This is a genomic window from Pseudoxanthomonas sp. UTMC 1351 (assembly GCF_040948865.1).
Lineage (GTDB): Bacteria > Pseudomonadota > Gammaproteobacteria > Xanthomonadales > Xanthomonadaceae > Pseudoxanthomonas_A.
This window is the reverse complement of the sequence record NZ_JAVGJT010000013.1, coordinates 143015-164370: the sequence shown is the minus strand read 5'-3', so window position 1 is coordinate 164370 and position 21356 is coordinate 143015. Positions and strand designations below refer to the sequence as shown.

Annotated in this window: 24 protein-coding genes and 2 tRNA genes; 13 read left to right on the top strand and 13 right to left on the bottom strand. The window is 60.4% G+C overall.

What is annotated here, in order from left to right; all coding sequences use genetic code 11:
• Positions 1 to 107 precede the first annotated feature (107 nt).
• The 7 genes from AB6O04_RS10635 to AB6O04_RS10605 all read right to left on the bottom strand — a co-directional run bounded on the left by AB6O04_RS10635 (position 108) and on the right by AB6O04_RS10605 (position 5853).
• Positions 108 to 569 carry an RES family NAD+ phosphorylase gene (locus AB6O04_RS10635; protein WP_368563855.1) on the bottom strand — a complete coding sequence of 154 codons (462 nt, stop codon included), beginning with the start codon at positions 567 to 569 and terminating at the stop codon, positions 108 to 110.
• Positions 570 to 581: 12 nt separating this feature from the next.
• On the bottom strand, positions 582 to 905 hold the full coding sequence (locus AB6O04_RS10630) for a hypothetical protein (RefSeq protein ID WP_368563854.1): 324 nt from the start codon (positions 903 to 905) through the stop codon (positions 582 to 584).
• A gap of 295 nt (positions 906 to 1200) precedes the next feature.
• On the bottom strand, positions 1201 to 1440 hold the full coding sequence (locus AB6O04_RS10625; protein ID WP_368563853.1) for a hypothetical protein: 240 nt from the start codon (positions 1438 to 1440) through the stop codon (positions 1201 to 1203).
• A gap of 34 nt (positions 1441 to 1474) precedes the next feature.
• Positions 1475 to 2638, bottom strand: coding sequence for a zinc-dependent alcohol dehydrogenase (locus AB6O04_RS10620; RefSeq protein ID WP_368563852.1), 1164 nt, complete (start codon positions 2636 to 2638; stop codon positions 1475 to 1477).
• 228 nt (positions 2639 to 2866) lie between these two features.
• Positions 2867 to 4144 (bottom strand): BON domain-containing protein, encoded by a 1278-nt coding sequence (locus tag AB6O04_RS10615; protein WP_368563851.1) that lies wholly within the window; start codon positions 4142 to 4144, stop codon positions 2867 to 2869.
• 172 nt (positions 4145 to 4316) lie between these two features.
• Positions 4317 to 4535 carry a hypothetical protein gene (locus tag AB6O04_RS10610; RefSeq protein ID WP_368563849.1) on the bottom strand — a complete coding sequence of 73 codons (219 nt, stop codon included), beginning with the start codon at positions 4533 to 4535 and terminating at the stop codon, positions 4317 to 4319.
• 7 nt (positions 4536 to 4542) lie between these two features.
• Positions 4543 to 5853 (bottom strand): sigma-54-dependent transcriptional regulator, encoded by a 1311-nt coding sequence (locus tag AB6O04_RS10605; RefSeq protein ID WP_368563848.1) that lies wholly within the window; start codon positions 5851 to 5853, stop codon positions 4543 to 4545.
• A gap of 136 nt (positions 5854 to 5989) precedes the next feature.
• On the opposite strand from AB6O04_RS10605, the gene AB6O04_RS10600 reads away from it, so the two are divergent.
• Complete coding sequence (locus AB6O04_RS10600; protein WP_368563846.1) at positions 5990 to 6262, top strand: hypothetical protein; 273 nt, start codon at positions 5990 to 5992, stop codon at positions 6260 to 6262.
• A 96-nt stretch (positions 6263 to 6358) separates the two neighbouring features.
• On the opposite strand, the gene AB6O04_RS10595 is transcribed toward AB6O04_RS10600, so the two are convergent.
• Positions 6359 to 7018, bottom strand: coding sequence for a DUF6766 family protein (locus tag AB6O04_RS10595; protein ID WP_368563844.1), 660 nt, complete (start codon positions 7016 to 7018; stop codon positions 6359 to 6361).
• 4 nt (positions 7019 to 7022) lie between these two features.
• The gene (locus tag AB6O04_RS10590; protein ID WP_368563843.1) at positions 7023 to 7691 is read right to left on the bottom strand and encodes a DUF4142 domain-containing protein; all 669 of its coding nucleotides are present in this window, start codon (positions 7689 to 7691) and stop codon (positions 7023 to 7025) included.
• A gap of 231 nt (positions 7692 to 7922) precedes the next feature.
• Between AB6O04_RS10590 and AB6O04_RS10585 the strand changes: the two genes are divergently transcribed.
• The 4 genes from AB6O04_RS10585 to AB6O04_RS10570 all read left to right on the top strand — a co-directional run bounded on the left by AB6O04_RS10585 (position 7923) and on the right by AB6O04_RS10570 (position 12462).
• Positions 7923 to 8909: an SDR family oxidoreductase gene (locus AB6O04_RS10585; RefSeq protein WP_368563842.1), complete on the top strand. Its 987-nt coding sequence runs from the start codon at positions 7923 to 7925 to the stop codon at positions 8907 to 8909.
• Between the two features lie 36 nt (positions 8910 to 8945).
• Complete coding sequence (locus AB6O04_RS10580; RefSeq protein ID WP_368563841.1) at positions 8946 to 10406, top strand: cytochrome ubiquinol oxidase subunit I; 1461 nt, start codon at positions 8946 to 8948, stop codon at positions 10404 to 10406.
• Positions 10403 to 11413: a cytochrome d ubiquinol oxidase subunit II gene (cydB, locus tag AB6O04_RS10575; protein WP_368563840.1), complete on the top strand. Its 1011-nt coding sequence runs from the start codon at positions 10403 to 10405 to the stop codon at positions 11411 to 11413. The genes AB6O04_RS10580 and cydB overlap by 4 nt, the downstream gene beginning before the upstream one ends.
• A gap of 149 nt (positions 11414 to 11562) precedes the next feature.
• The gene (locus AB6O04_RS10570) at positions 11563 to 12462 is read left to right on the top strand and encodes an SDR family oxidoreductase (RefSeq protein WP_368563839.1); all 900 of its coding nucleotides are present in this window, start codon (positions 11563 to 11565) and stop codon (positions 12460 to 12462) included.
• Positions 12463 to 12584: 122 nt separating this feature from the next.
• Here AB6O04_RS10570 and AB6O04_RS10565 read toward each other — a convergent pair whose 3' ends face one another.
• Positions 12585 to 12767, bottom strand: a complete 183-nt coding sequence (locus AB6O04_RS10565) for a hypothetical protein (protein ID WP_368563838.1) — start codon at positions 12765 to 12767, stop codon at positions 12585 to 12587.
• 429 nt (positions 12768 to 13196) lie between these two features.
• Here AB6O04_RS10565 and AB6O04_RS10560 point away from each other — a divergent pair, with 429 nt between their 5' ends.
• On the top strand, positions 13197 to 13466 hold the full coding sequence (locus tag AB6O04_RS10560) for a hypothetical protein (RefSeq protein ID WP_368563837.1): 270 nt from the start codon (positions 13197 to 13199) through the stop codon (positions 13464 to 13466).
• A 159-nt stretch (positions 13467 to 13625) separates the two neighbouring features.
• Here AB6O04_RS10560 and AB6O04_RS10555 read toward each other — a convergent pair whose 3' ends face one another.
• Positions 13626 to 14354 (bottom strand): hypothetical protein, encoded by a 729-nt coding sequence (locus AB6O04_RS10555; RefSeq protein WP_368563836.1) that lies wholly within the window; start codon positions 14352 to 14354, stop codon positions 13626 to 13628.
• Between the two features lie 236 nt (positions 14355 to 14590).
• On the opposite strand from AB6O04_RS10555, the gene AB6O04_RS10550 reads away from it, so the two are divergent.
• From AB6O04_RS10550 to AB6O04_RS10535, 4 genes are all read left to right on the top strand, one after another.
• Entirely contained in the window at positions 14591 to 15694 is a 1104-nt protein-coding gene (locus AB6O04_RS10550; protein ID WP_368563834.1) for a DUF3182 family protein, read from the top strand.
• Entirely contained in the window at positions 15678 to 16472 is a 795-nt protein-coding gene (locus AB6O04_RS10545; protein ID WP_368563833.1) for an alpha/beta hydrolase family protein, read from the top strand. The genes AB6O04_RS10550 and AB6O04_RS10545 overlap by 17 nt, the downstream gene beginning before the upstream one ends.
• 270 nt (positions 16473 to 16742) lie before the next feature.
• Positions 16743 to 17939: a mechanosensitive ion channel domain-containing protein gene (locus tag AB6O04_RS10540; RefSeq protein WP_368563832.1), complete on the top strand. Its 1197-nt coding sequence runs from the start codon at positions 16743 to 16745 to the stop codon at positions 17937 to 17939.
• A 494-nt stretch (positions 17940 to 18433) separates the two neighbouring features.
• A complete protein-coding gene (locus AB6O04_RS10535) occupies positions 18434 to 19042 on the top strand; it encodes a GyrI-like domain-containing protein (protein WP_368563831.1) in 609 nt (202 codons plus the stop codon).
• Positions 19043 to 19213: 171 nt separating this feature from the next.
• On the opposite strand, the gene AB6O04_RS10530 is transcribed toward AB6O04_RS10535, so the two are convergent.
• Both AB6O04_RS10530 and AB6O04_RS10525 read right to left on the bottom strand, forming a co-directional pair.
• Positions 19214 to 19289 (bottom strand) — tRNA-Glu (locus AB6O04_RS10530).
• Between the two features lie 52 nt (positions 19290 to 19341).
• Positions 19342 to 19417: transfer RNA gene (locus tag AB6O04_RS10525), tRNA-Ala, on the bottom strand.
• Between the two features lie 140 nt (positions 19418 to 19557).
• On the opposite strand from AB6O04_RS10525, the gene AB6O04_RS10520 reads away from it, so the two are divergent.
• The 3 genes from AB6O04_RS10520 to AB6O04_RS10510 are packed head-to-tail and all read left to right on the top strand — an operon-like array spanning position 19558 to position 21341.
• A complete protein-coding gene (locus AB6O04_RS10520; protein ID WP_368563961.1) occupies positions 19558 to 20313 on the top strand; it encodes a beta-ketoacyl synthase chain length factor in 756 nt (251 codons plus the stop codon).
• Positions 20306 to 21094, top strand: coding sequence for a lysophospholipid acyltransferase family protein (locus tag AB6O04_RS10515; protein WP_368563830.1), 789 nt, complete (start codon positions 20306 to 20308; stop codon positions 21092 to 21094). Before AB6O04_RS10520 ends, AB6O04_RS10515 begins: the two co-directional genes overlap by 8 nt.
• A complete protein-coding gene (locus AB6O04_RS10510) occupies positions 21081 to 21341 on the top strand; it encodes a phosphopantetheine-binding protein (protein ID WP_368563829.1) in 261 nt (86 codons plus the stop codon). The genes AB6O04_RS10515 and AB6O04_RS10510 overlap by 14 nt, the downstream gene beginning before the upstream one ends.
• Positions 21342 to 21356: the final 15 nt, after the last annotated feature.

Here is a 21356-nt window from a genome sequence, read left to right as displayed (position 1 = left end):
AGCATTTTCATGAAAGTGCCATCGCGACTTGACCAGCCATTCGACTATTGAAAACCGTCGCTCCTACAAGAAACAAGGGCGGTATCGGGCGAAAGGGAAAGAGATACCTAACCAAGCCGCGAATCCAAGCTAAAGCTCTTCACCGAAACTACCGCCAACAACGCGAAGTCCCGATGCGCGGGATTGATCAACAGGTTGCACTCACCGGAACACACCGCGCTGGGAACTTTGAGTGCAAGCGATTCGCGCTGCTGCAGCCAGGTGTCTCCGACCGCCTGCACTTCTTTTCGGTAGGGCCGCTCCTCCCATTTCGGCGGAGGGTCGGAGAGATGCTGGATGCTGGAGGCCGGGAGCTGTGCCGTTGCCAGACAGAGGCCTTCAGTAAGGGTGCTTTCGCGGTGCACCAGGAATTCGAGCATCGCGCCGCTGGGCGAAAGTGAGGTGTAGACCACCGGGGATGTCTTGGAAGTCCAACGTGCGTCGCGCTGGCTGGGCGAGAAAGGCTTATCTTTCTCATTCGCCGTTACGACGCGGTATACCTGCACTGTGTCGCTTTGCGGATCGGTCATTCGGCTACCTCGTCAGGAAGGGGAACGGATGTGTGGGGTGTGTGCATGCGGCGTTTGCGGCGCTACAGGGGCATCTCCCAGCCCACGGCTGCGTGCGTTGACCCACTTCGATGCCCAGCGCATGCCGTCGGAAATGGAACGCACCACGATTTTCGGCATGGGTTGCGATTCGCCAACAGGGGTTGCCATCACCAGCCACCCGCCTCGTTTGGGTACGACACTGAGGACGCGTTTGCCGTTGCGTTCCAGCGCCATGCCTTGGGCAGGCGGATCTTGTTCGGACAAATCGACCCAGCGGCATCCGGCCGGAAGTCTTGTCGATACCGCCTTGGTCATACGCCGCCTCCTTGACTGCCTTTGCTGCGGTGAGAGCGGGGCCGTCGGCGGACGATCAGGGGCGCTTATAGGACCCGGTCAATCCCGGCCGACGGCACCGGCTCTGCCAGCACGTCCGTTTGCCCTTGCAAACGGTCATCGCTCTTCTCGTTCACCGGGCTGGCAGGAAGAACAAAGCAGATTACATGCCAATACAGATAATGATTTTCCTGGTGTCTCCCGGGTGAAAATTGGACAGAGTTTCCGACAGCGAAAAAAATGCACGGTTCGCCTTCCGGCGTACCTTGGGCCTTCGCTAGCTTTCCACCCGGTCGGCCGCACCTTGCACGCCCATCTGGCCAGCGCAATGCGCGCAGCAGAAGAACTGTCCCTGACTCTCCACGCCATGGCCGATGATCTTGCAGCCGCAGTGGTCGCATTCAGGTGCGAAAGCACGAATGGCGCACTCGAAGCTGTCGAACGTGCCCTGGTGCTCGCCCTGTTGCAACGTAAACGCCTTGTCGTAATCGTTTCCGCAGACATCGCACTTGCTCATCGATTTTCTCCTTCGCCGCGGCTCACGCGCCGGGTCATGGTGTCAACACGACCTTGCGGCATTCCTGTTGGCGGTTGTTGAAGACCTGATAGCCGAGGGCGGCATCGCTCAGATTCATCCGGTGCGAGATAATCAGTTCCGGTTTGAGTCTGCCTTCCTCGATGCATTCCAGCAGTTCCGGCATGTATTGTTGTACGTGGGTCTGGCCCATCTTGAACGTCAGCCCCTTGTCGAACGCATCGCCGAAAAGGAAACCATGCAGAAAGCCCACGTAGACCCCCGGCACACTGACCACGCCGCCGCGGCGCGTGGCGGCAATGCACTGGCGCAGGGCCTTGCCGCTGCTTCCTTCCAGCTTTACCGCCGTCAACAGCGTCTCGGCGGTAGAACCTTTGGCTTCAAATCCCACCGCATCGATACTGGCGTCGACGCCACGGCCGCCGGTGCTCTCGACGATCAATGCGGCAGGGTCGTCTTCCCGGTCGAAATGGATGGTTTCCGCGTCGTACGTCGCTCTGGCGAAGTCGAGCCGGTAGTCGTGATGATCGACCATGAAAATGCGTTCGGCGCCCAGCATCCTGCAGCACGCGGCGGTCATCATGCCTACTGGACCAGCGCCAAAAATGGCGACGGTGCTGCCCAGCTTGACGCCCGCATACAGCGCTGCCTGATAACCGGTGGGAAGAATGTCGGACAGAAACAGCACTTGCTCATCGGATAGATTGCTTTCGATCCGGAACGGGCCGCTGTTGGCTTTGGGGACTCTGACCAGTTCGGCTTGCCCACCGGGAATGCCACCGTACAAACGGCTATACCCGAACAACGCGGCCGGCGGGGTAATGCCCTTGCGGTTGAGCGTTGAGCCTTCAGCTGGGTTCGTACGTTCGCAAGCTGCATATTCGTTGAGTTTGCAGAAGAAACATTCTCCGCACGCAATCACGAAAGGAATCACCACGCGATCGCCAACGCTCAGATCCTTTACCGCGTCGCCGACGGCTTCCACGATGCCCATGAACTCGTGGCCCAGGATGTCGCCTTCCTTCAAACCCGGCACCTTGCCCCGATAGAGGTGCAGGTCTGAGCCGCAGATCGCGGTGGCGGTGACGCGCAGCACGATATCGTCGTATTCCTGCAGTCCCGGATCAGGCACCGTTTCCACACGTACGTCCTTGGCGCCGTGATAGGTGAGTGCTCGCATCTTAGAACCTGTTGACGCTATTCAGATGGGTCACGTTGCTTCCCCGCCATGTCAGGAGCCTCGCCGTTTTTTTTTTGTAGGAGCGGCGTCCCGCCGCGAGCTCTTTCTGTCAGATCGCGATAGAAGCAAAATCTCGCGGCGGGCCGCCGCTCCTACAAGGGCGAACTTCCGTTCCGCCGCTTGGTTGCGACGGAACGGAGCCATGCCTATCGCCGTGCTTGCGGCGTTTTAGTGGTGAGGCGTCTTGGATGTCGTCGATTCACCGGTTGTGCGGCCGGTGCCTTTTCCGGTGCCGGACGTGTCCGATGCTTCCGACGTGCCGCCCAGCGACCCGGCGTACTCGCTGCCGCGTTCGTTGCGGGAGACCACCCGGATGCTGTTGGTCACGTCCTTGACGCCGCTGCAGCTGTCGGCGATGTCCTCGGCGCGATGTTTCATCCAGCGGTCCTCAACGGTGCCTTCCAGCGTCACCATGCCGTTGCTGACCCGGACAGTGATGTCGCCAGCATCAATATCCGCGTCGTCGGTCAGGCGTTCGTTGAGTTCCTCGGTAATCCGCTCGTCCGAGCGTGTGTAATTGCGCGGGCCGCGTCCTTGATAGCGGCCCTGAGTGCTGTAGCTTCCCTGGCCAAAACGCTCGCCGCGGTTTTGATACTCGGTGCCATACCCGCTGCGCCCGTAGTTGCCGGTGGCGCTGCCCATTCCCATGGGCATCTCATCCGACCGGGTTTGCCCGTATCCATATCCGGACTGGCCATACTGCGCACTCAGGTCATAGCCGCTACGCTCGCCGAAACGCTGCTGGCCATAGCGCTGTTGGCCGTGGTGCGGTTGGTGGGACGCCGAAGCGGATTGGCCATAAGGAGCATTGCCGTACTCGCTGTAGCCGCTCCTGCCACCGGTACGCTGACCGTAGTTGCCTTGTCCTTGTCCTCTCGTCCGGAATTCATCCTGGCCATACCCGTATTCTTCGCCGTACGGGCCTTGATAGGCGCTGCCGGTGTAACGGCTACCCGTGCCCATCGCCGGCATGCCATAGGCGCCACCGCTATAGTCGGCGGCACGCGGTGAATAGGCGTCGCCACCGGTTTGGTAGCTGCGCTGCGAATACCGCCACGGCTCGTCGTCATCGTCCCACTGCCTGCCGCGGCCGGATGCGCCGGCAGAGTAGTCCTCGGTATAACCGTGGCCGCCCTGTTGGCCGCGCATGTTGGACCCGCCGATGTCGTAGCGGCGTTCGTCGCTCCGGTACGGCGACTGCCTTCCCGAAAGCCCGTAGTTTTCCTGCTCTTCGCCACCGCGGGTGGCCTGGCGGCCGCGTTGCCAGTATTCCTGGCTGCGGTTGTCGCCGCGGTTCCTTTCGTCTTGCTCATGTTCGTAACGCTGATTCATTTCAGTCCTCCTCTGTTGCCACCAATCGCGTCCGGTGTCAGCCAGGCGCGTGCCAAAACGTTTCAACTCGCCATATGCCGATTTCAGATCGGCCTTGATGTCTTCTCGTTCCATGTGGTCCCTCGCTCTTGTGCTCTGTCTTGATCTGCACGGGTCTCGCAAGCGACGTGCCAGAACTCACCACGCCGGACCGCATGCAGATGCTGATAAAGGCTGGCTGGCGCATCACCGCCAGGAAGATTCTTCGCGGTACGAACTTCTTTCACGCCATGCGCGCCAGGTCCGGCTACGTACCTGGGTTGGCGGAGTCGTCTTGCTGTTGGTTTTGTAGCCGGACCGAGAGGCGCTCTATTAACTCGATGCAACGGGCGCAAGCCAGGTTGGCCTCGCGCATGGGCTTTTTGTCTTCGGCGATTCCCAGCGCCAGCATGACGACGTTGAGCTCGTTCCTGAGGTCATGGATACACCGTTCTACTGATTGCGTGCTCTCCTTTTCGCCGCGCATTGCTTGCTCAGCTTCGCGACAGATGGTTATGGATGGTGCGGACACTCACGCCCAAGCTGCGCGCTGCCGCGGTCTTGTCGCCGCCATGAAAGGCCAGCGTCTTGTTGAGCATTTCTTCCTGGACCTGGCGCCAGGACATGCCGACCCGAAACAACACCGTCATATCATCCGGTGCGATGTGGCGACCGCCGGGTGTGCTGGGTGGACGAATGAATACGGGTTCGTGGCCGCTACGCAGATAGGAAAGTTCCACCACGCCCGCCAGCTCGCGTACGTTGCCAGGCCAATCGTAGGCGCGCAGCCCGTCGATGCAGCGGAGGTCTAGCCGCTTGTGGGTGCCGTGGTGTCGATTCAGCAGACCCAGGAAATGCTGTGTCAACAACTCGATATCGCCGCCGCGTTCGCGCAATGCGGGGAGATGCAGCGGGAAACGCGCCAGCCGGTAGTAAAGATCCGGCCGCAGCCCATTGCCTTCGCCACCGTCCAGACAGCGATGGCTAGCGGCGATCACCCGCGTATTCACGGGAATTTCTTCGCTGCCGCCCAGTCGAGTTACCGCGCCGGCTTCCAGGACACGCAGCAGATAGACCTGAAGCTCGGCCGGCATATCGCCGATTTCATCCAGAAACAATGTGCCGCCGTCGGCCTGTTCGAAATAGCCTGCATGGCGCCCGGTAGCTCCGGTGAAGCTTCCGCGTTCGTGGCCGAATAGCTGGCTTCCCAGCAGCTCTGCGGGCACCGCTCCGCAATTGATGGCAACGAACCTCCCGCGTCGGCGGCTGAGCTGATGCAGCGCACGAGCCACCACCTCTTTCCCGGTACCGGTTTCACCCAGGATGAGTACGGAAGTGTCGTAGCTGGCTACCGTGGCGATATCGCGCAGCACTGCACGCAACGCGGGGCTTTCGCCCACCAATCCGAACCGGCCTGGTTTGGTGATGTCGGCGTGAAGCCGATGCCGGTGCCTGGCATCCTCCAGCAATTCATCCAGGCGGGCGGGTGGGAGTGGTTTGCACAAATAGGCATCGGCGGGCGAAGCAACCGCGCGGCGAGCGTGTTCGGCGCTGATGCTGCCGGTAACGAAGACGATACGGCCGGAGTGGTCTCTCGGTACGCTTTCGATGATGTCGAATCCATCGCCATCCGGTAGGAATATATCCAGCAGCGTCAGGTCAGGGTCGTTGTCGGCCAGCCAGAGGCGGGCTTCGTTGGCGGAATGAATGGATTTGGTCGCAAACCCTTTCTTGCTGGCGTAGTCGGACGCCAGAGAGGCAAATGCAAGATCATCGTCGATGATCGCCATGCAAGGAGTGGACATCGAGGAACCTCGACTTCAGCGCGCTTTTTTCATGCGTCTGGTGAATAGGGAAAATATTGCATTAATGCGCGTTATCACGGTGCGAACTTTCTACCTGACCATCTCTGCAGCCGTGAATCACAGACCCTTGTGATAAATGAACACGGCGCATGCCACCTTGATGCATCTCCGGCTTCGATCTGTGCCCACTCGCATCACACCCACACCAGTAGGGGTTGTTGCGTTGAAGACGTCGCCATTGAGTGGCGGCCGACATCATCTTTCATACAACGGACATCCCCTATACCGCTATGCGGGTGATCGTGGTGCGGGAAGGACAACGGGTCATGGCGTGGAAGACAAATGGGGCAATTGGCATCTGATGTCGATCGAAGGAAATGCGTACGGAGGTCAGTTGCCGTCGCAGTGAAACTTTGCCTTTCGTAGAGCGGAGCTTGCTCCGCTGCTTTTGCCGGGCGACGGGCCTAAGAGCAGCGGAGCAAGCTCCGCTCTACAAGTAACGGGCTCACGCCCCTGTCTGCGCGTGCGGCGCTTTCATTACTTTGGATTGCGGCGAGCCTTCCTGACGCAAGAAGATGGACAGCACCACGATGGCCAGCACCGCGAAAAATTCGCTTTGCCAGTTCTGGAACGACTCGAACCAGAATGTCGGGCCGCTGAAGTGGTTCCACAGACTGATGGGTGGGTCTCCCCGTAGCAGGCGCTCGTCCAGTTCCAGCCGCCAGCTGTTGCGCAGGTGCAGCACGAATGACAAGGCGAACAGCGCAAAAAATGCCAGCGCAAGTGAGTTTGCGTAAATCAGTTTCCAGATGCCGCCAGCTCGCACCGGCCAAGGGGTGGGGCCGGGTTCGATTTTCTCTTCTTCCTTCGATTCCTCAAAAGGGCGCGACTCCGCCGAGCCGCGTTGCCGCAGCCAGACGGTCAACAGCACGTACATCCCCATCTGCAGGAACTCGCTTTCCCAGTTCTCAAAGGTGGCCGACAGAAAATGGCCGCTGCCGATATAGGCCGACAGCGGCTCCGACGCCGCACCCTCTTCGATGCGTTCTTCGTTGTAACTGGCGTGGCCGGTTAACAGCTGGCCAACCAAAGTGCCGAGAAAGATGGCGATAAGGACCAGGGAAAGGCCGTTGGCGCGAAAGAATCCGATGGACCTGTCAGCCATATGGTTACTTTCCGGCGGCCTGCAGTTGCTTGGCCGCTTCCAGGTGTTTGGCGACGGCCGTGCGTGTATCGGTCAGGTGGGTTTTAACCGCGGGGTCGACGGCGGCGGGGATCAGGTCGTTGTCCAGCGTCGCCAATGCTTCGGTATGTCCCTTCACCATCGCATCGACATAGGCCTTGGCGTAAGCATCCCCCGATTGTTTACCTAACGTATCCAGTTCGGTCTTGCCCTTGGCGCGCTGAGCAGCTGCTTTCGCATCGTCGGCATTGGGCCCGAAGCGATTGGTCTGGTCGCGATTCTTGCTGTGTTCGTCCACCATCATCTGCGCGAACTTGGCGACGTCGTCAGGCACGTTCTTGCTCAGTGCCTGCTGTCCCGCGGCTATTTCGTGCTCATTGATGGCGTTAAGTACGCCTAGTGCACCGCGCTCGGCTTCGGAAAGATTGGCAACAGGTTGCGGCCCGGTCGCATCAGCGCTTGGTGTGGTGGGCGTAGCGCCCGTGGCCGGCGTGGTCGTATCCGTGGGCGTACCGGCAGGCGTTGCTGTGTCGGCTGCTGTGCCCGCCGCAGTGTCAGCTGGCGTATCCGCTGGCGTGTCGTTGGGATCGTTGCGGTCGCATGCGGCCATGGGTAGTGCCGCAGCCAGGCAAAGAATGAGAGCTTTCGTGTTCATGGCGGAACCCTGAATGGATGACGCAGGCAATCTGCCACCGCAGATGTCAATCCGATGCGACGGATGCGTGAAGCCATCGTGGAGATTTTTGTTGTAGTGAAATGCCTAAAAACAAGCGCTTTCATCACGCCAGCTGGACTAGAGTGATTTGTACCGTTGTTCGCGTATCGCGATTTTGCGGCGGCATTCGCAGAACCTTCTTTTCCCCCAAAAAAGATGCGAGGAAGAACCATGAATAAATCCGTGACCAAGAAAGGTGTGCCGGTCAAGAAGACGGTCGACAAACAGCGTGTGCTCCAGGACAGGGCGGATGCATTGGAGAGCAAGGGGCAGGCGAAGAAGAAGCCGGTGCAGGCAGGGACAAGCAAGCAACCCGAGCCACCGCTACCCGCTCAGCACCTGAGGAAACCAGGCCGTGAATCCGAACTGGCCGAAGCCCCTCGCTTCCTTGCGCCGGACTATCGGGGCAGCGGCAAGCTGGAAGGCATGAAGGCCATCGTCACCGGTGGCGATTCCGGTATCGGGCGCGCGGTTGCCGTGCTGTTCGCGCGGGAGGGCGCCGATGTCGCCATCCTTTATCTCAACGAAGACGAGGACGCGGAGGAGACCGCCAAGTGGGTGCGCAAGGAAGGACGGGAATGCCTGCTGATATCCGGCGACGTCAAGGACTCAGGGTTTTGCGAGCGTGCCGTCGCCGCGGCGGTCGAAGCATTCGGCGGCGTGGATATCCTGGTCAATAACGCGGCCTTCCAGCAGCACGTACCCAACCTCGAGGATCTGACCGACGAGCAGTTCGAGGAAACATTGCTGACCAACGTTGGCGGCTATTTCCACATGGCGCGCGCGGTGCTGCCGCATATGCGCCGCGGCGGCTGCATCATCAACAGCGGATCGGAGACAGGATTGTTCGGCAGCAAGGAATTGCTGGACTATTCCGCCACCAAAGGCGCCATCCACGCGTTCACCAAGTCGCTGGCCAGCAACCTGCTGGAGCGCGGCATCCGTGTAAACGCGGTTGCGCCCGGTCCGGTATGGACGCCTTTGAACCCTGCCGATCAGCCCGCGCAGAAGGTCGCCGAGTTCGGCAAACAAAGCGCGATGGGCCGTCCGGCGCAGCCGGAGGAACTGTCGCCAGCTTATGTTTTCCTGGCGTCGCCGGTAACGGCCTCGTATGTGAATGGCGCGATATTGCCGGTCATGGGTGGTCCGAGCGGTTAAAGTTGCGGCCGAAGCCACGACTTAGGCGCGTCGCCCATGTCCAGTCTGGATGCGTTGATTCTCGCCAGGGTGCAGTTTGGTTTTACCCTGTCGTTCCACATCATCTTCCCCGCGCTGACCATTGGCCTGGCCAGCTACCTGGCGGTGCTGCAGGCATTGGGATTGTGGACGCGGAAACAGGTCTACCTGGATCTGTTCCACTACTGGCTGAAGATATTCGCCGTCGCCTTCGGAATGGGCGTGGTGTCGGGTCTGGTGATGGCCTACCAGTTCGGTACCAACTGGAGTGAATTCTCCCGTTTCGCCGGGGGTGTTACTGGGCCGCTGCTCGCCTATGAGGTGTTGACCGCCTTTTTTCTGGAGGCGGGTTTCCTGGGCGTGATGCTGTTTGGCATGAACCGCGTCAGCGATCGCCTGCATCTGCTTTCCACGGTTGCCGTTGCGTTGGGAACGTTGGTATCCGCGACCTGGATCATCGCGTCCAACAGCTGGATGCAGACGCCGCAGGGCCATGAAATTGTCGATGGCCGCGTGGTACCCGTCGACTGGCTGCGCGTCATTCTCAATCCGTCGTTTCCCTACCGTCTGGTCCACATGGTGGTGGCCGCATATCTGGCGACGGCGCTGCTGGTGGGAGCAAGCGGTGCGTGGCATCTGCTGCGCGGCAACGACACGCCTGGGGTAAGAAAGATGTTGTCCATGGCGATGTGGATGGTGCTCTTCACCGCGCCAGCGCAACTGCTGGTCGGCGACATGCACGGCCTGAACACGCTGAAGCATCAGCCTGCCAAGATCGCCGCGGTCGAAGGACATTGGGAAAGCACGCCTGGACAACCGATGCCGTTCACGGTGGTGGGATTGCCCGACATGGAAGAGGAGCGCACCCGTTACGCCGTCGAGATCCCTGCGTTGGGTAGTTTGATACTGACCCATTCCAGGGATGGGCAGATTGCCGGGCTGAAGGAATTCCCGAAAGAAGACCGCCCCAATTCGGCCATCGTTTTCTGGACCTTTCGGGTCATGGTGGGATTGGGCGTTCTGATGATCCTGCTGGGTCTGTTCGCCGCCCTCCAGCGCTGGCGTGGAAAACTGTTCACGTCGAAGCCGTTGCTGCGTTTCGCGTTGCTGATGGGCCCTTCGGGTTTGATCGCCATCCTGGCGGGGTGGTTCACCGCGGAAATCGGCCGGCAGCCGTGGGTTATCTACGGTGTAATGCGTACCCGCGATGCGGTATCCGGTCATTCGGCCGCGGAGGTGGGCTTCACCTTGGCGACCTTGATACTGGTTTACGCCGTGGTGTTCGGCGCGGGCAGCTGGTATGCGTTGAAGATCATCGGCCGTGGACCGGTCCCGGGCGAAGGCAAAGAGCAGGAAGAGGGCGGGCCTGGTTCGGTCCGGCAGCAAATGCGGCCCATGTCCGCCGCTTCCGGCGCTAGCGATGAAGACAGCGAGCCGCACAATCACCCACCGCATGGCCAGAGGACGCCGCCGCCATGAACATCGACCTGCCTATTCTGTGGGCGCTGGTGATTCTTTTCAGCGTGATGATGTACGTGGTCATGGACGGTTTCGACCTGGGCATCGGCTTGCTTTTCCCGTGGTTTCCAGAGAAGGAAGACCGCGATGTGATGATGAATACCGTGGCGCCGGTGTGGGATGGCAACGAGACCTGGCTGGTGCTGGGCGGCGCTGGGTTGCTGGCGGCGTTTCCGTTGGCGTACGCGGTGGTGCTGAGTGCGTTTTATCTTCCGTTGATGCTGATGCTGATTGGTCTGGTGTTCCGCGGCGTGGCTTTCGAGTTCCGCTTCAAGGCGCCGCCTGAGCGCAGAAAACGCTGGGACATCGCTTTCGCCGCGGGTTCCTGCGTGGCGGCGTTCTTTCAAGGCGTCACGCTGGGCGGGTTCGTGCAGGGCGTCGCGGTAGACGCTGGACGCTACAGCGGTGGCGCGCTGGATTGGCTGCGTCCTTTCCCGCTGTTCACCGGCCTGGGCCTGATGGCCGCATATCTGTTGCTGGGTAGTACGTGGTTGGTTTTGAAGACCGAAGGCGAGTTGCAGCAGCGGGCGCGGCATCTCGCGCAACGGGCGGTATGGGGCCTGTTGGCAGCCATCGTGTTGATCAGTCTGTGGACGCCGCTGAGCCTGCCGGACGTGGCGAGGCGCTGGTTCAGTTGGCCCAACCTGTTGTGGCTGTCGCCGGTGCCGCTGCTGGTGGCAATTTCTGCCTGGCAGCTGCTGCGCTCGCTGCGCACGCAGGCGCATTGGACGCCGTTCCTGTTGACGCTGCTGCTTATCTTTCTGGGTTACAGCGGTCTGGGTATCAGTCTGTGGCCGCACGTGGTGCCGCCAGGCATCACGATATGGGAAGCGTCGAGCCCTCCGGAAAGCCAGGGGTTCGCATTGATTGGCGCGCTATTGGTAATGCCGCTGGTGCTGATCTATACCGCGTTCTCGTATTGGGTGTTCCGGGGCAAGGTGAGGAGAGGGGAGGGTTATCACCATTGAAGTAGTTGCGCGCGGGCAGCCGTTTTGCTGCAGGCGTTAAGAGCAGAAGCAAGGCAGCGCAGCAAGCTACGCTCTACGTGACATGGGTTCACGCGGCAACTACCGCCGATTTTCTATGGTCGCTGGGTCCGCCCGGCAGGAGCAGGATCATGGTTAGGCACCTTCCCATCGAAGAGCAGGTCATCGCCGTTACCGGCGCTTCCAGTGGCATCGGGTTGTGCACCGCGTTAATGGCCGCGGAGCGTGGCGCGAAGGTTGCGATGATCTCGCGCAGCGACGACATCCTGCAGGAAATGGCATCCGCGATACGCACCGAAGGCGGTGATGCGTTGGGGATAGGCGCGGATGTATCCAGCCGCCAGGACGTCGACGCGGCGGTGGAAGCGATCATGCGGCGCTTCGGGCGGATAGATACCTGGGTGAACAACGCCGGTGTAGCCATCTACGGCCGATTGACGGAAGTGTCCGAGCAGGACAGCCGGCGTTTGTTCGACGTCAATTTCTGGGGCGTGGTCAATGGCTCGCTAGCCGCGTTGCCTCACCTGGCGCGCTCGGGCGGCGCATTGATCAATATAGGTAGCGAACTGTCCGACGCGGTGGTGCCGTTGCAGGGCATGTACGTGGCATCAAAGCATGCGGTGAAGGGGTTTACCGATGCCTTGCGGGTGGAGATCGAACGGATCGGACAGACGCCGGTTTCGGTCGTATTGATCCAGCCCACTGCCGTGGACACGCCATACCCCGAACATGCACGCAACTATATGGATCGGGAACCCAAATTACCTGATCCGATGCTGGATCCCACCCGCGTGGCAAACGCCATTCTCAAGGCGGCTGTCGAGGGCGGGCGCGATGTCACGGTGGGTGCCATGGCGGCGATGAATACCGCCGTCTCCAAGCTGCTGCCGAGGTTGGCCGATCGCATGGCTGTGCTCCAAGGCGGCCGTCAGCAGCGGGATATGGCGCCGCGGCAGCGCGAAGGCGCGCTCTACCAGCCTAGTCAGGATGGTCGAATCCATGGTTCCGGTGCCGGGGCCGATCGCGGTTAGGCGCCGCAACCAAATCGCCATCCGGTCAAGTCGCTGGGGGCTGGCCTGCTGCGCCGGAGGCGTTTTTTTCAACAGCCTAATGGCTGGTCATGACGATTCGTTGATGACTCGATTCGCTTTGACTAATCAGGCGCTTTGGCCGGTACGAACGGGGATACCGGATCGCTCGCAGGAAATGTCTCTTCCACCGATTCGTCTTGGATCTCGCTTTCGTGCTCTTTGCGCCGGCGGCGTTCTTCCGGTGTTTCCTCCCGGGTGCGGTTCTCGTTGGGTGCGGGTGGATCTTTCTTGTCGCGAACGTTCATATGCCTGACTCCCAGCGCCGATCGCCTGGTATGGATTGTGCGTCCGCTGGCGAAAATCCAGCGTGAAGCCCATGCTGGCTGGAGCATCGCACCGGCAATCGATGCCGGACCCTGCAGAAAGTTCAGACGATGCGCAGGTTCCACAGCCGCGGATCGTTTGTGCGCTGTGCCAAGCAAGGGAGCTGAAGCAGGATGCATGGCCTTCTGCGTTCTTAGCGGCGGTCTTGGTGCCACGGCAAGCTGACCGGCCATTCAAACACCATGACAAGCTGACTATTCCCTTCATGCCCGGGGTATGTGGTCCGCTTTCCATTTCCGCCTTCCATGCTGGCATGGAAGTTGCGGATCATTGCCACTACCGCTGAGCGGCGAACACCACCGCAATGTGTAGATGGCAAGGAGACTACATTTCTGCCGGAAGGTCTACTGATGATCACATCTCCGTCCATAGCGATCAGGTACCGACTGGAAGCTTATTTCGGCGCTTTGGTGCGGCAGGCCGCCGACACCGATATCGAGGGCATCATGTCGGCCGTCGGACCCGCGGTCACCCACCTGTTCGAAGAAACACCACAGCCATTGCATAGCCTGTTGGAGCGCGAACTACGCACGGTGGGCGATGAGTACGGAATTTCGAATGAGCTGGAGCAAGTCTTCATGGAAGTCCATGAAGAGATCGATGAAGCTGAAGACGAATGAGACGGCGGCGAGCAGCGGAAGGGATGCAGGAATGTAGGGCGCAGCTTTCTCCTCCCCCTTGAAAAGGGGGATGACCCGCCATTCGGCGGTTGAAAAGCATTTGAGGGGGATTTGCTCTTGCACTTCGCGGTTGCTCTTCTAAAACAGCAACAACGCTCGTCAGCGACGTGGATTGGACTTAGTCGTTGCGCCGCCGCCGGTCGCCAGCCAGGGAACTCCGCGCATATTCTCGTCATCCAGCGTCGGCGACCACGTGATTTGGGGTTGTTCCAGTTCCGGCTGCGGTGCGGTTGCCAAATACTCGGCTGCATCGGTCCCGGCCAAACTCAGCCACCAGCCGATCATCGCGCCAGGGACGAGCGCAGGCGCATGCGGACGGTCGGCCAACGGTGATTGGATCAGTTGGAAATATGTCGCGGTATGCCCGTTGTGACCCACCGAATGGTGAAGTGCGGCGGCGTAGACGATGGAATCTTCCATGCTCCACCACAGACTGCTGTCGGCGGCGGTGATGGTCTTGAACGCATTCATGGGGACCACGCAACGCCGGGTTTCCCACTCCGGCTTGTGCCGCTTGCACGCGTCCTGGACGCTGATGGCGCCTATCGCGCGGGATGCATTGCCGGATCCTGCCGGCAAGCCAAAACGTGCGAATTGCAAGCAAAGGCGATGGTCCTGCGACACGATGACACTGGCTTCAGTCAGCAGCTCGACCTCGGGCCTGTCGGGAGCTTTGGTGGCATTGTCCAGGCGCGATACCAGGCGGTCATCCACCGAAAGATACTGAGCGAAGCACGCAATGGTGGTGTTGCCGGTGGCGGGGTCCGGGTGCTGGTTGGCAGCCGCGGTGGGATGAGGTGAACGGCGGCGCAAAATCTTCTGGGGCATTTCAATACTGGGGAACATCCTCGTTCTCCACATTGCCTTTGCTGCTTTATGCGAAATCACATTGCCGCATCCTACGTCGAGTCGGCGTGACGATCAACCTACCGGAACCAATGGCTCTACATCGCAGCGCTTCCGTTGTTGCGAAAGATGCGCACCACCGCCTGTGTCAACGCCGCCTTGACCCGGGGCTAACAGGCAGTCGTTCCAGAATGAAAAACCGTTACCACGAGGTGGCAATGGACAAAACGCGCCGATGCATCGTTGCCCTGTCGGGCAGGGAAACATTGTTACCGCACGACCGGGAACCGCATGAAGCGCTCTGCCGCCATCTGTCCAAGATATTGGATTGGCCGTACGAGGGTTGGTTCTCAGCAGGACAGGAGTACCCCGAGCTTCCCTATTTCCTCCCTTTTGAAACCCTGTCGACCGACGAAGCAGCGGATTGGGGAGTCAGCAGCGCCGACAGTTTGCTGGGAGGCGTGGTGCCGCATCCTTTCGTGGCAACCAAGTCGGTGGCTCATCCACTGGTGCCTGGCGCGGTCGCGTCTCCCGCGGGTTGGAACCCCGCACTGGGACCGCAAATAGCCGCATATACGTTGCCTGGCTATTCGGCGTTCTCCAAATCCGATGTGTATCGCGCCATCGAACGGCTGTTGCCGTTGGGACCTGTGCGGCTCAAATGCGCTGCGTCGCGGGGAGGCGTGGGGCAAGCGGTGATTTCCGATGCCGGGCGGGATTCCGCCTTCGTGGAAGTGTTGGAACCTGATGTGCTTGCCGCAGGCGTAGCGGCGGAAGTCAATCTGGGTGAGCTGCGCACCATCAGTATCGGAGAAGTCGATCTGCCTGGTATGACGCTGGCCTATCACGGCGAGCAACGTCTGACTCGGACCGAAGATGGGACATCGGTCTACGGCGGGTCGTATCTGCATGTTTTTCGCGGCAATCTCGCGCAGTTGGCACAGAATCACCTTCCGCCAGGAATCAGCGACGCCATTGCAGCCGCTCTGGGCTATGAGCGTAGCGTGATGGATGCCTTTCCCGGCGTGTTCGCATCGCGCCGCAACTACGATGTGGCTATAGGATCGCAAGACAGCGGCAACGAACATGTTGCCGTGCTGGAGCATTCCTGGCGTGTTGGCGGCGCCAGTGCTGCTGAAATCGCGGCATACGAGGCACTGCTCAACGCGCCGTCCGAACAGTGGGTGGAGGCTTATACCTGCGAACTCTACGGAGAAGGAACTCCTCCGGCGAACGCGCAGGTCCTATTCCAAGGCAACGTGCCCGGGAACGGCAAGTTGACGAAGTATTGCGGAGTATCGATGCGTGGACGTGAAACTTGAGCAAGTAGACATCAAGGTGGATCATGAAGTGCTGCAAGGCACGTTGTTGGGCCCGGACACGGCCTTGCCGGGCATCCTGTTCGTGCATGGCTGGGGCGGCAGCCAGCAGCACGATTTAAGACGGGCGCGAGAAGCGGCTGCATTGGGATGCATGTGCATGACGTTCGACCTGCGCGGCCACGAGCGCTTCGCGCTGATGCGCGAAACGGTGACGCGTCAGCAGAACCTGGAAGATCTGCTGGCCGCCTACGACCGCTTTGTTTCTTTGCCCGACGTGGATAGCCGCTCCATCATGCTGGTGGGCATCAGCTATGGCGGTTACCTGGCCGCCCTGGTCAGCGAAATGCGTCCCGTGCGCTGGCTCGCGCTGCGTTCTCCCGCGCTATACAAAGATGAGGATTGGGACGTACCCAAGTTCGAACTGCGCAATCGCTGGGATCTTCCCGCCTACCGCAGCACGGTGGTGACGGCCGAACACAACCGTGCCTTGAAAGCCTGCACGCGCTTCCAGGGCGATGTGTTGCTGGTGGAAGCCGAACACGACGAGATCGTGCCGCACCAAGTGGCGGAGAACTACCGAAAAGCGTTCACCAAGGCCAAGTCGCTGACCTCGCGCGTGATCGGCGGCGCCGATCACGGCCTGGTCCGCAAGGAAGACCAGCAGGCCTACACCAAGATGCTGATCGGTTGGACAACCGAAATGGTCATCGGCGAGCGCCAGACAGTAGCCCGCACCAGGATCGCGGAAAAAACAGCGGCGGGTGCGATCAAGGGATGAGTGGTGGAGCTGCTCATCCTTCGCTATAGAAAGATTGGTAAGGCGAGGGGCTTGGCAGGATCGGAGAGCTACCTTGTGGGAGCGACGTGAGTCGCGACCGGAAACATCAACGTCGCGACTCACGTCGCTCCCACAAGGTATCCGCCACACTTCGCTTTATTTTTTTCACGGCGACAGTTCCCCGCAAACACCAAGAAGCCGCGAATGCAGATTTTCCATCGATGGACTATGGCGAGTGCATTGACGCTGCTGGTGCAGTTAGCATCAGCAATGCCGAGTGCCACTCCGGCACCCGTACCCCTCGCGCCCGCGCCGCCAACCGAAGCACAAGCAGACCGCGAACTCAGCCGCCGAGTCGGTGAGCGATTGCGCGATGTCGATGGGCTGGAAGACGTTACCGCCACCGTGCATGGCCAAGTGGCCCGGCTCGACGGTGAAGTGGTCGAGCCGGAGAAAAGAGAAGTCGCTGAACAAGTCGCCACTCAACAGCCCGGCATCGAGACGGTCGAGAATCGGGTCCGCATCAGCACTCGCCTTAGCGATCGATTGCAGGTGGCGGTGCGTCAGGTCGGCGACAAGCTGCTGCGCTTGATCGCCGCCGCGCCGCTGCTGGTGGTCGCGCTGGTTATTTTCCTGACGGCGCTATGGTTGGGTCGTTTGGTCGCCGGCAGGATCCACTTCCGTAGACTGCATCAACGCAATCCGTACATCGACAGTCTGGTGGGCCGAGTGCTGCAGTGGCTGATCGTATTCGGTGGATTGTTGATGGCGCTGGACTTGCTGGGCGCCACGACGCTGGTGGGTGCGGCGCTAGGCTCAGCCGGTGTGGTGGGCCTGGTGATGGGTTTCGCGTTCAAGGACATCGCCGAGAACTATGTCGCCGGCATCCTGCTGAGTCTTCGCAAACCGTTCGCACCGGGTGACCACATTGTGGTCGAGAGCCGCGAGGGCAAGGTAGTCGCGCTGACTTCGCGCGCGACCGTGCTGATGACGTTGGACGGCAATCAGCTGACGCTACCCAATGCCATGGTGTTCAAGTCGGTGATGCTGAACTACACGCAGAACCCGCTGCGCCGCTTCGATTTCACGGTGGTGCTTGGCGCCGATGAATCGATCCGGCAATCGCAGGAACTCGCGCTGGCTCAGATTGCCGGAGTAGCGGGCGTGCTTGCCGATCCGGCCCCGTCCTGGCAAATAGAAGACTACGCAGCAGACAAGATCGTGCTGCGTTTCTACGGCTGGGTCGACCAGCGCAAAAACGACATCATCAAAGTGCGTACCGAATCGATCCACGCAGTGAAAGCGACCTACCAGGGCCGCGCCGCTCAAACCGCGGCCGCGCCAGCACCCGAGCGCATCGGCGGCGACACTTCGGTCAACCACGACATCGACGCCCAACTCGCCGCCGAACGCCGCGCCCATGGCGAGCGCGATTTGCTGCAATCGAAAGCCGCTACGGAAAAGTAATGAGCTGGTATGGCCGCCCGCGTCCTATCTAACCAGGCGAACGTCGCTCAGATGAGCATCACGTGCGTTTGCGTCAGCTACGGTCGATCAGATAATTAGACGGAATCGCTGTATCGAGCGCCGAGGAGAACCACGAGCCAACCAGTATGGCGGTAAGGATTCCTACTGCCAGGAACAGGACCGATCTGAGAACGAGAGATTTCATTGCAGAATCCTTCTGCTAGAGGTCTTCCACGGTACGCCTTTTTGGTAAGACGTGCGGCCGTTTGGACGCCGTTGGTCCGAATGGCCGACCGTCCGGCGCATTTTGCGCTTAAAGGATAGGAAGACGCCTTCGAATTGAAGGTGCGTCGGGCCACCTGGGGCCGAACTACGGCCGACCTACGGCATTGGCAGGTCCGTACGCAGTGCCCTGCGGGATGCGGAATTCCGCAGGTCGGGGACACGCCCCCAAGGCATTCGTCATAATCGCAGTCGTAGCGATTGGAGAGCGAATGAAGAAAATCGATCTGAAGAAAGAGCTGAAGCAGTTCTACGAGGCATCAGCCAAGGAGGTCGTGGAAGTCGATGTCCCCAGGTTCAAGTTCCTTATGGTCGACGGACAAGGTGATCCGAACACTTCCCCGCAATATGCACAGGCGGTGGAGGCGTTGTTTTCGGTGTCCTACACGGCCAAGTTCATGGTCAAGAAAGGCCCGCAGAATCTCGACTATTCTGTCATGCCGCTCGAAGGACTTTGGTGGGCGGACGACCTGTCGGCGTTTGTTGCCAACGACAGGACAAAGTGGAGATGGACGATGATGATCATGCAGCCTGACTTCGTTGCCGATGCACTCATCGAAAGCGCCATTGCCGCGGTCAGAAGCAAAAAGCAGCTTCCCAGCATCGACAAGTTGCGCCTGGAGCAATTTACCGAAGGTCGTTGCGCTCAGGTAATGCACGTTGGCCCGTTCTCCGAAGAGGGACCGACAATCGAACGCGTGCATGCATTCATCGAAACCAAGTCGGGTCTCGCCGGAAAGCATCACGAGATCTACTTGAGCGACATACGGCGCGCAGACCCGAAGAACTGGAAGACCATCATTCGTCAGCCGATGCGATAACGGCTAACAACCAGAGCCGATGCAATAGCGGCTAACAAGCCAGGGTAGGGCGGAACCGTCGCAGGCGTTGGTCAGCTTCGCTATTGGAGGTTCGACCAAATGTCGTGCCGTCCAATACGCCAAAAACACTTAGGGCCCGGTTTCCCGAGCCCTAAGTGTTTTCTTCAAAATTGGCGTCCCCACGGGGATTCGAACCCCGGTCGCCACCGTGAAAGGGTGATGTCCTAGGCCTCTAGACGATGGGGACGCGGTAAAGCTTTTCCAAATTTTCAACTCCAGACAGGCCTAATGCCGGGAGATGGTGGAGCCAGCCGGGATCGAACCGGCGACCTCTTGCATGCCATGCAAGCGCTCTCCCAGCTGAGCTATGGCCCCACGTGTGCTGGAAGGAGCGGAATAATAGCTACCGATTCGCGGATGCGCAAGCTTCGGCTTCGATTTTTTTCATGGCTGGCGGAATCGACCCCGTTGCGGTTGAAATAGCGGACCGCTCCGGCAAGGTAGTACCGCAGGGAATGATTGAATTCACCGTAATCGATTGGTCCGCGTGGGCTCCGGGGCTGCAGACGCGCCAAGAGTGGCTGGATTGGGCGAAACAGCCTTTTCTGCCGCACGGGGAGCAAACACCGGCGCTCAGTGAAGTGCCGGCGATGCAACGCCGCCGCATCGAGCGGCTGGGGCGGATGGCGATCCAGACGGCGTACTGGTGCCAGGAAGCGCAAGCGGAGTCGGTGCCATTGGTGTTCGCATCGCGGCATGGGGATGTGGAGCGTTCGATGGAGCTGTTGCGGGCGCTGGCGAATGATGAGCCGCTATCGCCTACGGGGTTTGGTCTGTCCGTGCATAACGCCATCGCTGCGCTGTACTCGATCATCCGCGGCATGCGCGGCAACTATCTGGCGCTGGCGGCGGGGAAAACCACTGCTGAAGCCGCCTGCGTGGAAGCCGCCGGCCTGCTGGCCGACGGTGCGCCGGAGGTGCTGGTGGTCGGCTACGAAGCTCCATTGCCTGACGTCTACAAGGGTTTCGCCGACGAGCCGGACCCTTTCTACGCCTGGAGCTGGCGGGTGGGGCAGGCCACAGAAGGAAAAGGCACGCCGCTGAGACTGAGTTGGGGCGCTGCTTCCCGTGCCGTTTCGACGCCAGTTCCGGCTTCAACCGCGGCGAAACTGCCGCATGGCCTGGACGTACAGCGCTTTCTGCTGACGCAGGACCGGACGCTGGAATTCAGTGCCGACGGCGTGAGTTGGACCTGGCAGCGGCATGCGTGAACGACTGAACCATGCGTGGCGGGTGATCGGCACGGGTCTCAGCTTCCTGGCGTTTGGCGTGGGCGGCCTTTTCCTGCGGTTGTGCGTCATTCCGCCACTGCAATGGTTCATACGCGATCCGCTGCGTCGCACGCAGCGTATACGCCGGCTGGTGCAGCGCAGTTTCGCCGCTCATGTGGAGCTGATGCGGCGGCTGGGCGTGCTGACCTACGAAATACGCGGGCAGGAGCGCTTGCAGCGAAACGGGCTGCTGATCCTGGCCAATCATCCGACCCTGATCGACGTGGTATTCCTGGTGTCCCTGCTGCCCAACGCCGACTGCGTAGTGAAGTCGGCGGTGGCGCGCAATCCGTTCATGCGGGGGCCGGTTCGCGCCGCCGGTTACGTATCCAACGAAGATGGGGCGGGGCTGATAGACGACTGCATCGCTGCGGTGAAGGCGGGGGGCAATCTGGTGATCTTTCCGGAAGGTACCCGCACCACGCCGGGCCAGCCGCTGCGGTTGCAGCGCGGTGCGGCGAATATCGCGGTACGCGGCAAGCTGAACATAACGCCGGTACGGTTGACGTGTTCGCCACTCACCCTGGGAAAAGGGGAGAAATGGTATCGTGTGCCGTCAAGGCGGTTCCATGTAACGGTCGACGTTCAGGAAGACCTGCCGATTGCGCGGTTCCTGGACGGCGTCGACCCGGTTACAGGGGGGGAAGCTGTCGCGGCGAGACGACTTACCGATTTTCTGGCTCACTATTTTGCAGGGGAACAAACGCGTGCAGGCACTTGAGCACGAGATCAAGGAACTGATCATTTCGTCGTTGTCACTGGAAGACATCGCGCCCGAGGACATCGACACGGCCGCGCCGCTGTTCGTCGAAGGTCTGGGGCTGGATTCGATCGATGCGCTGGAATTGGGATTGGCGCTGCAGAAGCGTTATGGCGTCAGCCTTTCCGCGGATTCGCAGGAAACGCGCCGCCATTTTTCCAGCGTGCACGCTTTGGCTGAATTTGTCGCTTCACAGAGACAGCCGTAGTCTCTGGGGCGAGGG